At 68.4% G+C, this 13,109-nt stretch carries 11 protein-coding genes and 1 pseudogene; 3 read left to right on the forward strand and 9 right to left on the reverse strand.

Annotation, left to right across the window (positions count from 1 at the left end):
* The 4 genes and pseudogenes from Q0L11_RS02470 to Q0L11_RS02485 form a co-directional block, all read right to left on the reverse strand.
* Positions 1-271: pseudogene (locus Q0L11_RS02470) on the reverse strand (sterol desaturase family protein); the annotation flags it as partial.
* Positions 268-657 carry a hypothetical protein gene (locus Q0L11_RS02475; RefSeq protein ID WP_296595265.1) on the reverse strand — a complete coding sequence of 130 codons (390 nt, stop codon included), beginning with the start codon at positions 655-657 and terminating at the stop codon, positions 268-270. The gene Q0L11_RS02475 and the pseudogene Q0L11_RS02470, both read right to left, overlap by 4 nt.
* A 131-nt stretch (positions 658-788) precedes the next feature.
* Entirely contained in the window at positions 789-1,322 is a 534-nt protein-coding gene (locus Q0L11_RS02480; RefSeq protein WP_296595266.1) for a porin family protein, read from the reverse strand.
* Between the two features lie 258 nt (positions 1,323-1,580).
* On the reverse strand, positions 1,581-2,129 hold the full coding sequence (locus tag Q0L11_RS02485; protein ID WP_296595267.1) for a porin family protein: 549 nt from the start codon (positions 2,127-2,129) through the stop codon (positions 1,581-1,583).
* A gap of 197 nt (positions 2,130-2,326) precedes the next feature.
* Between Q0L11_RS02485 and Q0L11_RS02490 the strand changes: the two genes are divergently transcribed.
* Both Q0L11_RS02490 and Q0L11_RS02495 read left to right on the forward strand, forming a co-directional pair.
* The gene (locus tag Q0L11_RS02490) at positions 2,327-3,442 is read left to right on the forward strand and encodes a beta-ketoacyl-ACP synthase III (protein WP_296595268.1); all 1,116 of its coding nucleotides are present in this window, start codon (positions 2,327-2,329) and stop codon (positions 3,440-3,442) included.
* Between the two features lie 162 nt (positions 3,443-3,604).
* Positions 3,605-5,320, forward strand: coding sequence for an amidohydrolase family protein (locus Q0L11_RS02495; protein ID WP_296595269.1), 1,716 nt, complete (start codon positions 3,605-3,607; stop codon positions 5,318-5,320).
* Between the two features lie 126 nt (positions 5,321-5,446).
* Here the strand turns inward: Q0L11_RS02495 and ppdK are convergent, their stop codons facing one another.
* From ppdK to Q0L11_RS02520, 5 genes are all read right to left on the reverse strand, one after another.
* Positions 5,447-8,140, reverse strand: coding sequence for a pyruvate, phosphate dikinase (gene ppdK / locus Q0L11_RS02500; RefSeq protein ID WP_296595270.1), 2,694 nt, complete (start codon positions 8,138-8,140; stop codon positions 5,447-5,449).
* A gap of 20 nt (positions 8,141-8,160) precedes the next feature.
* Positions 8,161-10,431 (reverse strand): glycine--tRNA ligase subunit beta, encoded by a 2,271-nt coding sequence (gene glyS / locus Q0L11_RS02505; protein ID WP_296595271.1) that lies wholly within the window; start codon positions 10,429-10,431, stop codon positions 8,161-8,163.
* A gap of 3 nt (positions 10,432-10,434) precedes the next feature.
* Positions 10,435-11,319, reverse strand: a complete 885-nt coding sequence (locus Q0L11_RS02510; RefSeq protein ID WP_296595272.1) for a glycine--tRNA ligase subunit alpha — start codon at positions 11,317-11,319, stop codon at positions 10,435-10,437.
* A 96-nt stretch (positions 11,320-11,415) separates the two neighbouring features.
* Positions 11,416-11,841, reverse strand: coding sequence for a hypothetical protein (locus Q0L11_RS02515; RefSeq protein WP_296595273.1), 426 nt, complete (start codon positions 11,839-11,841; stop codon positions 11,416-11,418).
* A 108-nt stretch (positions 11,842-11,949) separates the two neighbouring features.
* Positions 11,950-12,534 carry a fasciclin domain-containing protein gene (locus tag Q0L11_RS02520; RefSeq protein ID WP_296595274.1) on the reverse strand — a complete coding sequence of 195 codons (585 nt, stop codon included), beginning with the start codon at positions 12,532-12,534 and terminating at the stop codon, positions 11,950-11,952.
* A 387-nt stretch (positions 12,535-12,921) separates the two neighbouring features.
* Between Q0L11_RS02520 and Q0L11_RS02525 the strand changes: the two genes are divergently transcribed.
* The coding region (locus Q0L11_RS02525) for a P-II family nitrogen regulator (RefSeq protein WP_296595275.1) at positions 12,922-13,109 on the forward strand (188 nt) is incomplete at its 3' end.

Raw genomic sequence — 13,109 nt, forward strand, 5'->3', positions numbered from 1 at the left:
CCAGCAGGAAGATCGCCACCCAGGCCCAGATCGCCGTCATCGGGATCGTGAACAGTCGGTGCTGATAGACCCACAGGGTCGCGGCGAAGACCACGCCGCCGGTGATCAGCCCCGCCACGGTGGAGCCAAGCCCCATGCCCAGCGAAACCGCCGTGTCCTTGGTCTCGTAGCGAGCGTCGGCCTTGCCGAGGCGCGCCAGCACGATCTCCAGGATGATCGACAGGATGAAGAATGGCGTGGCCAGTGTGACCGGATCAAACGCGGCCTTCACGCGGCGAGGTCCTTCGGCGGCCACGACGGAAGCGAGATCGTGGCGCGCGGGGCCGCGACGTCGGCGAGGTCAAGGCACAGCTTGCCGTTCCTGAAGCTGGCCGCCACGGCCTGCGCCCAGGGGATCTGGCGCGCCGCGAACCCATCGCCCACCTGGCAGATCACCAGGGCTAGCCCGCCCGACTTCGCGAGCGCGCCGGCGCCGTCCGAGGCGACCCACACTCCGTCCAGCCGCCGACCCGGGAACTCCTCGGCGAGCAGCTCCCTCGCGCGGTGATCGTCCAGCGGACCGGCCGGCTTGGCGATCTTCGCCCACGCCGCGATCCCAACCAGCACCGCCACCGCCGCTCCCGACAGGGCCAGTTGAACGAAGAACGCCTCGTCCATGGCGGTCCCTCCCGAACATACGTTCCGCCGAGCGTGGGCGGCCCTGAGGCGACGGTCAAGAAAAAGGCCACCGCGTGCGACGCGGTGGCCTCTCCGCCCCGGCAGCGCCGGGATGACGGGTCTTGTCGCGACTAGAAACGGCGCGAGTAGGACACACCCCAGGTGTTGGAGTGGCCGCCGTCGTTGTACTCCGAGCGGAGGTACTCGAGGCGCACGCCGTTCTTGCCGTCGAAGTGGTGCTGCACGCCGGCGCCGATGTTGACCGACTCGTCCGAACCCGACGCGGCCACGCCGGCCGCCGAGGCGCCGATCTTGGTGGTGCCATAGCCGAGGCGCGCGAACAGGTCGGTGTTGGTCGCCACGGGAGCGAAGCCGACGACGTAGGCGGCGAACTGGTGCTTCAGCTCGACCTTGGCCTTCGTGGCGCCGACGCGAACCGAGTCGTCGTCCACGCCGAAGGCCGCTTCGCCTTCCACGCCAAACCAGTTGTTGAGGCGGTAGCCCAGCTTGCCCTGGATCGCGCCCAGGTGGATGCCGCCTTGGCTCGCGTAGGCCGCGCCCAGATTGACATAGGCGCCCGGCTCAACGGTTTCCTGAGCCTGAGCCATAGCCGGCGCGAGCGCCATCGTGGCCGCAGCAGCCGCTGCAGCAATCCACGCGTTCATTGAGGTGTTCTCCTGACTGATGATGCAGCTCCCTCAAGGGGCGAGGCGGCGTCATCGCCCCCCGTCGCCGAATCAACGGCGAAGCTTGCAGCTCGCCTAACACGCGCTTTTCCGGAGACACAACCTCAACACGCCGCGATTAAGATCTTTTAATTTCCGCGCTTTCGGGCGTTTTCTTAACAAAAGAGAAGCCGCCGTGACGCCACGGCGGCTTCCCCACTGTCGCCTTATTCGGCGTCGAGACGCGCGGGCCGCGCGCTAGAACCGGCGCGTGTACCCGACCGACCACACGTTGGCGTGGGCCGAACTGTTCTCGAATTCCTTGCGCGTGAAATCGACGCGCACGCCGTTCTGGCCGTCGAAGTGGTGCTGCGCGCCCACGCCGAAGTTCCAGGACTCCTCGGAGTCCGACGCCGAGACGCCGGCCGCCTTGGCGCGGAGCTTGGTCGTGCCATAGCCCACGCGGGCCAGCAGGTCGGTGTTCGGACCCAGCGGCAGGAAACCCACGCCGTACACGCCGGCGTCGTACTTGAGCTTGGTGTTCACATCGACGCCGGCGATCGTGTCGGTGTCGCTCTTCAGGCCGGTGCCGACTTCGCCTTCGACGCCGAAGAAGTTGTTGAAGCGATAGCCCAGCCGGCCGTTGATGACGCCGAGGTCGAGACCTTCGCCGTTGGCGATGCCGGCATTCACGCCGCCGTAGACGCCGGTCGGCACGGCCGCGGTCGTCGCGACCTGGGCCTGGGCCATGGCGGGAACGGCGATGATGGCGGCCAGGGCGGCCGAAGCGATGAGAGACTTTTTCATTTTGGGGGAGGAACTCCGTACTCGTCTTCTGGACAGCCCGCCCAGTCCTTGTGGGATCGACGCCAAACGCGGCCTGGGCCGGTCGGTTCTTTGGCGAAGGTGTGTTCAGTTCGTATCTGTGGCCCGAAGGCCACATCGCCCCGTGACGCCGGCGTACGGCGTGGTAATCAGGCGGCCAAAGTCCGGAAGGAAGACGAATGACCGACGCGGTGATCGCCGCCACGGGGCTCTACACGCCGCCCCACGCCCTCTCGAACGCCGAGCTGGTCGAGACCTTCAACACCTACGTGGAGCGGTTCAACGCGCGGAACGCCGAGGCCATCGCCGCGGGCGAGGTGCAGGCGCTGACCCCCTCCTCCGCCGACTTCATCGAGAAGGCCTCCGGCATCAAGTCGCGCTTCGTCGTCGACAAGACCGGCCTCGTCGACCCGGAGCGCATGACGCCCAACATTCCCGAGCGTCCGAACGAGGAGCTGTCGGTCCTGGCCGAAATCGCCGTCGCCGCGGCGAAGCAGGCGATCGCCGCCTGGGGCAAGGATGCGAGCCAGATCGACGCGGTCATCTGCGCCGCCTCGAACATGCAGCGCGCCTATCCCGCCATGGCCATCGAGGTGCAGCAGGCGCTGGGCATCGGAGGCTTCGCCTTCGACATGAACGTGGCCTGTTCCTCGGCCACCTTCGGCATCAAGACTGCCGCCGACTTCGTGACCTCGGGCTCGGCGCGGGCCGTGCTGATGGTCAACCCGGAGATCTGCTCGGGCCACCTGAACTTCCGCGACCGCGACAGCCACTTCATCTTCGGCGACGTTGCAACCGCAGTCATCGTCGAGCGGGCCGACCTGGCCGACGGCGGCTGGGATATCTTGGGCACGCGGCTGAAGACCCAGTTCTCCAACAACATCCGCAACAACTTCGGCTTCCTCAACCGCGCCGCGCCCGAAGGGATCGGCAAGCCGGACAAGCTGTTCGTGCAGGAAGGCCGCAAGGTCTTCCGCGAGGTCGTCCCGATGGTCTCGGAGATGATCGTCGAGCACGCCGGTGACCTCGGCCTGGACCCCACCGGCCTGAAGCGCATGTGGCTGCACCAGGCGAACATCAACATGAACGAGATGATCGGCCGCCGCGTCCTGGGCCGTGATCCGGCGCCGGACGAGAACGTCATCATCCTCGACGAGTACGCCAACACCTCGTCCGCCGGCTCGATCATCGCCTTCCACAAGGCCAACGACGATTTCGCTTCGGGCGACACGGGCCTGATCTGCTCGTTCGGCGCCGGCTATTCGGCGGGGACGGTGTTCGTCCGGAAGCGCTAGGCGCCTACCTTTTCGCCTCGCCATGGCCGGGCTTATCCCGGCCATCCAGACGCGCCGAGGCGCCGGGTTGTGCCCGATGCTCGCCGCTGCGAACCTGCCGCCTTCGAGGCGCTTGGATGGCCGGGATAAGCCCGGCCACGACGTTCAGGGATGGGGTGGGGAATGAAGCGAGCGGTGGTCACGGGCCTGGTGATGGCCCTGCTCTCATCCTCCGCCATCTCGGCTCCCGCCTACGATCTCGTGATCCGCGGCGGCGCGATATACGACGGCTCGGGCGGCGCGCCGGTGAAGGGCGACGTGGCCATCAAGGGCCAGCGGATCGCCTGTGTGGGCGCCTGCCCGGGCGCCGCCACGAAGACCGTCGACGCCGCGGGCAAGGCGGTCGCGCCGGGCTTCATCAACATGCTGTCCTGGTCGACCGAAAGCCTTATCCAGGACGGCCGCGCTCTCTCCGAACTGAAGCAGGGCATCACCCTGGAGGTGATGGGCGAAGGCGATTCCATGGGGCCGCTCAGCCCCGAGATGAAGCGCCTTGCCCTCCAGCGGCAGGGCGACATCAGGTATCCCATCGGCTGGACCAGCCTCGACGAGTACCTGCGCTTCCTCGAGAAGAAGGGCGTCTCGGTGAACGTGGCGTCCTTCATCGGCGCCGCGACCGCCCGCATCCACGAACTCGGCGAAGGCGACGTCGATCCCACGCCGGACCAGCTCGCCCGCATGCGCGCGCTGGTCGTCAAGGCGATGGAGGACGGCGCGATGGGGGTCGGCTCGTCGCTGATCTACGCCCCAGGCAGCTACGCCGAGACCGACGAGCTGGTGGCCCTGGTCACCGAGGCCGGCCGATGCGGGGGCATGTACATCAGCCACATGCGCTCCGAAGGGAACCGGCTGGAGCAGGCGGTGGACGAGCTGATCACCATCTCCCGCCGTTCCGGCGCGCCGGCCGAGATCTATCACCTGAAGGCCAGCGGCAAGCCGAACTGGGGCAAGCTGGACGGCGTCCTGAAGCAGATCGAGGCCGCCCGAGCCGAGGGCCTGCGGATCACCGCCGACATGTACACCTATCCGGCTGGCTCCACCGGCCTGGACGCGGCCATGCCCACCTGGGTGCAGGCCGGCGGCGTCGAGGCCTGGATCGCCCGGCTGAAGGACCCCGAGACCCGCGCCAAGGTGAAGGCCGAGATGATCGGCGAGCCCGTGGGCTTCGAGAACCTGCAGCGGCACGCCGGCGCCGAAGGCACCCTGCTGGTCGGCTTCAAGAATCCGAAGCTGAAGCCGCTCACCGGCAAGACGCTGGCCGAAGTCGCGCGGGAGCGCGGCGTCAGCCCTCAGGACGCCGCCATCGACCTGGTCATCGAGGACGGCAGCCGCGTCCAGGTCGTCTACTTCCTGATGGACGAGGCCAACGTCGCCCGCCAGACCGCCCTGCCCTGGGTCAGTTTCGGATCCGACGCCGAGGGCCAGGCGCCGGAAGGCCCCTTCCTCCTGTCGTCGACCCACCCCCGCGCCTACGGCAACTTCTCGCGCCTGCTCGCCAAGTACGTGCGCGACGAGAAGCGGCTCAGCCTCGCCGAGGCGGTGCGAAAGCTGTCGGCCCTGCCCGCCCATAACCTGGGCCTGCACGACCGCGGGATGTTGAAGGTCGGGAACTACGCCGACGTGGTGGTCTTCGACCCGGCCACGATCCAGGACCACGCCACCTTCGAGAAGCCGCAGCAGTTCTCGACCGGCGTCAGCGAGGTGGTGGTGAACGGCCAGCTCTCACTCGCGAAAGGCGAACCCACGGCCGCGCGGCCGGGCCAGGTGGTGCGGGGGCGTGGGTGGACGGGCTGGAAGGACGGCGGCTGCCGGGCGTCCGCCAAGGACTGGAACTGGTAGGCGCGCCCCAATTCCTCCCCGTCGGGGAGGTGTCGCCGGAGGCGACAGAGGGGGTCCGCCCAGACGGTTGAGGCCCCCCTCCGTCAGCTTCGCTGACAGCTCCCCCGATGGGGGCGCAACTGGAAACTACCGATCCTTCTCGCGCTCGCCGATGGCGGCCTGGGCCGCGGCGAGGCGCGCGATCGGCACGCGGTAGGGCGAGCAGCTCACGTAGTCGAGGCCGACGCTTTCGCAGAACTGGATCGAGGCCGGATCGCCGCCGTGCTCGCCGCAGATGCCGAGCTTGACGTTCGGACGCTTGGCCCGGCCGCGCTCGGCGGCGATCTTGATCAGGTCGCCGACACCTTCCTGGTCCAGGCTGACGAAGGGGTCCTTCTCGAAGATGCCCTTGTCGATATAGGCGTTCAGGAACCGGCCACTGTCGTCCCGGCTGATGCCGAAGGTGGTCTGCGTCAGGTCGTTGGTGCCGAACGAGAAGAACTCGGCGTATTCGGCCAGGTCCCCGGCCCGGATCGCGGCGCGGGGCAGTTCGACCATGGTGCCGACCATGTATTCGATCTCGCGGCCCTTCTCGGCGATGACTTCCTTCGCCGTGCGGTCGGTCAGCTCGCGCAGGAACTTCATCTCCTCGCCCTTGGCGACGAGGGGGTGCATGATCTCGGGGATCGGCGCGGGTCGGCCCTCGGCCGCCACTTCACAGGCGGCTTCCAGGATCGCGCGCACCTGCATCTCGTAGATTTCGGGGTACGAAACGCCCAGGCGGCAACCACGGTGGCCCAGCATCGGGTTCACCTCGTGCATCTCCTGCGCGCGCCGCAGGAGCTTGCCGGCGTCGAGGCCCGTGGCCTCGGCCACCGCCTGCACGTCCTCTTCGGTGTGCGGCAGGAACTCGTGCAGCGGCGGGTCCAGCAGGCGGATCGTGACCGGCAGGCCTTCCATGATCTTGAACAGGTCCACGAAGTCCTGGCGCTGCATCGGCAGGATCTTGGCCAGCGCCGCCTTCCGGCCGGCCACGTCGTCAGCCAGGATCATCTCGCGCACCGCCGCGATGCGGGCCGGGTCGAAGAACATGTGCTCGGTTCGGCACAAACCGATGCCCTCGGCGCCGAACTGGCGCGCCGTCTGGGCGTCCAGCCCCGTCTCGGCGTTGGCGCGGACCTTCAGCCGGCGCACCTCGTCGGCCCAGGCCATCAGGGCCGCGAAGTCGCCCGACAGCTCGGGCTCGATCATCTTCACCGCGCCCTTCAGGACCTCGCCGGTCGAACCGTCGATAGTGATGATGTCGTAGGCGCGGATGGTCTGGCCCCGCGCGCGGAACTCGCCGGCCCGGCCGTCGATGTGGATCTCGCCGGCGCCCGAGACGCAGGGACGCCCCATGCCGCGGGCCACCACCGCCGCGTGGCTGGTCATGCCGCCGCGCGCCGTGACGATACCCCGGGCCGCGTCCATGCCGCGGATGTCTTCCGGGCTGGTCTCTTCCCGGACCAGGATCACCGCCTCGCCCGAGCCGCCCAGCTTCTCGGCCTCTTCCGCCGTGAACACCACCTTGCCGGTGGCCGCGCCGGGCGACGCCGGCAGGCCCGTGGCGATCACGTCGCGCGGGCTGGCGGGATCGATGGTCGGGTGCAGCAGTTGGTCCAGCGAGGCCGGCTCGACGCGCATCACCGCCTCGGCCTTGGTGATCAGGCCCTCGTTCGCCAGGTCCACCGCCACCTTCAGCGCCGCCTTGGCGGTCCGCTTCCCGTTGCGGGTCTGCAGCATGTAGAGCCGGCCCTGCTCGACCGTGAACTCGATGTCCTGCATGTCGCGGTAGTGCTTTTCCAGCTTACCGACGACGTCCTTGAACTGGGCGAAGACCTCGGGAAGCGCCTCTTCCATCGAGGGGTTCACGTCCCCCATCTCCTCGCGCGCCACCTTGGTCAGCGGCTGCGGCGTGCGGATGCCCGCGACCACGTCCTCGCCCTGGGCGTTGATCAGGAATTCGCCGTAGAGGCGGTTGTCGCCCGTCGACGGATTGCGCGTGAACGCCACGCCCGTCGCCGAACCGTCGCCCATGTTGCCGAACACCATCGACTGGATGTTCACCGCCGTGCCCCAGCTCTCGGGGATGTCGTGCATGCGCCGGTAGAACTTCGCCCGGTCGTTCATCCAGCTCGCGAACACCGCCCCGACCGCGCCCCAGAGCTGCTCGTTCGGATTCTGCGGGAAAGCCTTGCCAAGCTCGCGCTCGACCGCGTCCTTGTAGTCGGCGACCACCGCTTCCCAGTGCTCGGCCGACAGGCCGGTGTCCACGTGGATGTCCAGGCGGTCCTTATGATCGTCGAGGATCTCCTCGAACATGTGGTGGTCCAGATCGAGGACCACGTTCGAGTACATCTGGATGAAGCGGCGGTAGCTGTCGAAGGCGAAGCGTCGGTCGCCCGACAGCTTGGCCAGGCCTTCCACCGTTTCGTCGTTGAGGCCGAGGTTCAGGACCGTGTCCATCATGCCCGGCATCGAGGCCCGCGCGCCCGAGCGCACCGAGACCAGCAGCGGGTTGGCCGCATCGCCGAACGTCTTTCCGGTGAGATGCTCGACCTTGGCGAGGCCCGCGGCCACCTGCTCCTGCAGGCCCGCGGGATAGGCGCGGTTGTTGGCGTAGTAGTGGGTGCAGGCCTCGGTGGTGATGGTGAAGCCCGGAGGCACCGGTAGGCCCAGCGACGACATCTCCGCCAGGTTGGCGCCCTTGCCGCCCAGCAGGTTCTTCATGGAGGCGTCGCCGTCGGCCGACCCGCCGCCGAAGGCATAGACCCAACGCGTCTTCACCATCGTCTCGGCCATTTCTCTACGTCGTCCCTCAGCTAGCCCGTAACCTGCGCGAAGTCGGCCACTTGACCCATGGCGTCACGAACCTTCGCCAGCAGGCGAAGGCGGTTCTCGCGTTCCTCGGATACCGTGGAATTCACTAACACCTTGTCGAAGAAAGCGTCGACGGGCGCACGAAGGCTCGCCAGCAGCCGCATGGCCCCGGCGAAGTCCTCGCCGTCCAGCGCCGCTTCGAGCCTGGCGTCCAGGTCGGAAACCGCCTGGATCAGCGCCAGTTCCTCGGCCGACGACGAAGCCATCCGCACCGGCGCGCCGGTGGGCAGCGGCCCCTTCTTCTCCTCGGCCTTCAGGATGTTCACCGCCCGCTTGTAGCCGGCGAGCAGGTTCGTCCCGTCGTCGGTCTTCAGGAAGGCGTCCAGGGCGTTCACCCGGGCCACGATCCGGACCAGATCGTCGTCGCCCAGCGCGAACACGGCCGCCACCAGGTCGTGCCGCTGGCCCCGGTCGCGCAGCCAGACTTCCAGGCGGTCGGCGAAGAACGCCACGATCTCGCCCGCCACCTCGTCGTAGGGCCTGAATTCGTAAAGCACCCGTCCCTGGGGCTTCTCGCGCTCGAGGCGGTCGAAGACGATGTCGACGTCGCGGTCCATGGCCACCACCTGCGGCGGGCCGCCCAGCAGCGCCTCGTCGAACTCGCGCAGGTAGACCTCGAACTCTTGGGAGCGCGCCCGGCCGCCCGCGCCCAGGTGCACCGTCACCTTCGGCGTCGAGACCCACAGCGCCCGGCCCGGATCCACGAAGCAGCGGAGCGAGCGGTACCAGTCGGCCACCGCCTGCCGGAGCGGGATACGCAGCTCCGAGCCCAGGACGATGCGGATCACGCCCAGCGCGGCGCGGCGCAGGGCGAAGGGGTCGCGCGAACCCGTGGGCTTCTCGTCGATGGCGAAGAAGCCGGCCAGGGTGTCCAGCTTGTCGGCCAGGGCCACGGCCATGGTCACCGGCCGGTCCGGAACCTCGTCGTTCGCGCCCGCCGGTTTGTAGTGATCGCGGATCGCCTCGGCCACCAGGGGCGAGAGCCCTTCGCCCTCGGCGTAGTAGCCGCCCATGATCCCCTGCAGCTCGGGGAACTCGCCGACGACGCCCGTGCCCAGGTCGGCCTTGGCCAGGCGCGCGGCCTGGGCCGCCTTCGCCGGATCGGCGCCGACCCGCGGCGCCAGCGCGGCGGCCATCATCTCCAGCCGCTCGACGCGCTCGTACATGGCGCCCAGCTTCGCATGGAAGGTCACGCCCTTCAGCTTCTCAAGCCGGTCTTCCAACTTCGTCCGGCGGTCCTCGGTCCAGAAGAACCGCGCGTCGGACAGGCGCGCGGCCAGCACCTTGGCGTTGCCCTTGGCGATGGTCTTGCCGCCATCGGTCGCGTCGATGTTGGCCACCGTCAGGAAATGCGGCGCCAGCTTGCCCGTCTTCGGATCCCGCACGGCGAAATAGCGCTGGTGCACCCGCATCGACGTGCGGATCACCTCGGGCGGCAGGTCCAGGAAGGCGGAATCCATGTCGCCGAGCACCGGGATCGGCCACTCGACCAGGCCGGCCACCTCGTCCAGCAGCCCCTGGTCCTCGACCAGCTCCAGGTTACGCGCGAAGCACAGGGTGCGGGCGGCGTCGACGATCCGTTCCTTCCGCTCCTGCGGGTCCAGCACGACGTAGTGCTTCTCCAGCTTCTCGGCGTAGGCGTCGAAGTCCTTGGCCTTGAACGACTGGCCCGAGCCCATGAAGCGGTGGCCCACGGTCGTGTCACCGCTCGGGATGCCGTCGATCTGGAACGGCACGACCTCGCCGTCGAACACGCAGAGGATGCGGCGCAGCGGGCGCACCCAGCGCAGCTTGCTGGTCCCCGAGACCATCGACTTGGGCCACGGGAACTCGCGCACGATCGCCTCGACCATCTCGGCGACGATCTCCGGCGTGGGCCGGCCCTTGCGGTGGATGTGGGCGAACCAGACGCCGTCCTTTTCCGTGAGGTCCGACTTCGACAGGCTGTTCTTGCGCAGGAAGCCTTCGAGCGCCTGCTCAGGCGCGTTCGTACGCGGCCCCTTCAGTTCCTCGTGCCGGTCCTTCTGCGCCTCGGGCAGCCCCTCGGCCACCAGGGTCAGGCGGCGCGAGCCGGCGAAGGTCTTTAGGGCTTCCGGCAGCAGGCCTTCGGCGGCCAGCCGTTCACGCGCCATCCGCTCCAGGTCGCGGGCGGCGCCGGCCTGCATGCGCGCGGGGATCTCTTCGGAGAGCAGTTCGAGCAGGAGCTGGGGCATGGCTTACGAATTCCCGCCCTGGTCGGCCACCCAGGCCTCGGCGCACATCTTACAGAGGTCGCGGATGCGCCCGATGTAGCTCTGCCGTTCGGCCACGGCGATGGCGCCGCGGGCGTCCATGATGTTGAACAGGTGGCTGGCCTTCAGCACGTGGTCGTAGGCGGGCAACGCCAGCGACTGGCCCTGGCGGCCCTTCATGGAGAGGATCCGCGGGACCTCGCGCTCCATGTCCTCGAACTGGCGCTTGCACGTCGCGACGTCCGCGACCTCCAGCTCGAAGGCCGAGAACTGCTGCTCGTTGGCGAGGTAGATGTCGCCGTACTTGAACTCGTCGTTGAACTGCAGGTCGTAGACGTTGTCCTTGTCCTGCAGATAGAGGCTCAGCCGCTCCAGGCCGATGGTCAGTTCGCCGGCCACCGGAAACACGTCCAGGCCGCCCACCTGCTGGAAGTAGGTGTACTGGGTGATCTCCATCCCGTCGCACCAGACTTCCCATCCAAGCCCCCAGGCTCCGACGGTGGGGTTCTCCCAATCGTCTTCGACGAAACGGATGTCGTGGACCCGCGGGTCGATGCCGATGGCTTCCAGGCAGCCCAGGTAGAGCTCCTGCAGGTTCTCGGGATTGGGCTTCAGGATCACCTGGTACTGGTGATGCTGGTGCAGCCGATTGGGGTTCTCGCCATAGCGCCCATCGGCCGGCCGACGCGACGGCTGCACATAGGCCACCTTCCAGGGCTTGGGGCCCAGCGTGCGCAGCACGGTCATCGGCGAGAGCGTCCCCGCACCCACCTCCACGTCGTAGGGCTGTAGAATCGCGCAGCCCTGACGGCTCCAGTAGTCGTGGAGCTTCAGGATAAGGCCCTGAAAAGACAGCGGTTGGTCAGGCATCGATTGGGGGACGTTCGCAGGCGCAAAAAAAGTCGGCGGACCATAGGGCCCGCCGACCTTTGCTTCAACCCGCGCAGCGGGGTGTTTTCGAGGCGGTCAGTTGCCGCGTGCGGCCGTGCGCTTGCCGGCCCGCGACATGGGCTGGCCGTACTTGGCGCGGTTCTCGGCGGTATCCGGCACCGGCCCGTTGGTGACCGTGGTGGTGGTCACGCTGGCGGCCTGCGCATTCTCCGTGGCCGAGGGCGCCGCGGCGGTGACGTCGGTCGACGTCGTGCTCGAGGTCGAGGCCGCCACCCCGGTGTCGACCGGCGGCGCAGCGATGGCCGCCGACGCGGGGGCCGAGCCCAGCGGCACGGTCACCTTCTCCGTGTACTGCTTGTCGTCGGAGGGGGCGTGCGCCCCATTCCAGTCGCCAGTGACCGAGCCGGGCGTCGGGGCGCGCGGCGCGGGATCCTGGGCATAGGCGCCGCCGCCCAGGAGGGCGACGGCGGCCGTGGCGGTGGCGAAAAGGGCGATCTTCATCGTCAGAACTCCGTTATGGGCGCGATCTCTCAAACCCCATCTCGATGTGCTGACGCTCTACGGCTCAGGCGGGTGTTGGTTCCCGCCGAAGCCGCAGGTTTTGTCGATCTACCGGGCCGGCGCGGTGGCCGAGGCGTCGGCGGCGGGCGCCGCGGCGGCCGGCGGCTCCGGCGCGCCTTGCCCCGCGACCAGCACGTGATCGACCACGTGCAGCAGGCCGCTGCCCGTGTGCAGGTCGGCCTGGGTGATCGTCGCGCCGTCCACCTTCAGCTTGCCCGCCTCGTCGCTGCCGTCGAGCAGGATGGTGTCGCCGGCGCCCGACGGGATCGGCCCCTTGGCGCCCTTGATCTTCGAGGAGTCGACCGGCGCGTTGACCACGTGGTGCAGCAGGAACTTCTGCATCGCGGCCTTGTCGCCCTTCAGCTTGGCCAACTGGTCGCCGGGCATAGCGGCGAACGCCGCGTCCGTGGGGGCGAACACGGTCAGGTTCTTGTTGGTCTTGAGCAGGCCCGACAGGTTCGTGGCGTCGAGGCCGGCGACGAAGGTCGTGAACTGGCCCGAGAGCTTCAGGGTGTCGACCAGGTCGCCCTGGATGGCGATGGGCTTCGCCGCGTCCTGGGCCAGGGCGGCGAGCGGGGCGGCGCCCATCGCGGCGGCGGCGACAGCGGCAAGAAGGAAGCGGGTCGGCGACATAGATATCCTCTGGGCTGGCGGTCCGGTGCTGGTCGGGCCGCGAAGGGTTACGCTGGAGACTTCGGGCGGTTCCCGTCTCACGACACCGTGAGATTAGGGGTGGAAAGCGCCGGATTTACGACTGTCCGCGAGACCGTCAAGCGCTCGCCGCAGGCTCCCGAGCCCTCCTATTGCACAAATCGCAGGCGCCGCGACCACTTGGCGCCCACGAATTAGGCCGCCACCGGCTTCTTCATCAAAGCGTCACCCCAGCGGTCCGTCCCGCGCGGCGCCGGCCATAGCGTGGCTGCGACCGCCGCGACGGGGATCAACAGCAAAGGCGCGGCGGCCTTAGGACGAACGAGAGGGGTTGGGCCCGCCCTCAGGGCCGGACGCGGGAGCGAGCGGATGAAACTCATCATGGCGATCGTCAAACCGTTCAAGCTGGACGACGTGCGCGAAGCGCTCGTCAGGGCCGGCGTGGAGGGTCTGACGGTCTCGGAGGTCAAGGGCTATGGCCGGCAGAAGGGCCAGACCGAGATCTATCGGGGGGCGGAGTACCAGATCAACTTCCTGCCCAAGGTGAAGCTCGAGGC

Origin of the sequence: Phenylobacterium sp., assembly GCF_024508875.1 — a bacterium.
Taxonomy (GTDB): domain Bacteria; phylum Pseudomonadota; class Alphaproteobacteria; order Caulobacterales; family Caulobacteraceae; genus Phenylobacterium.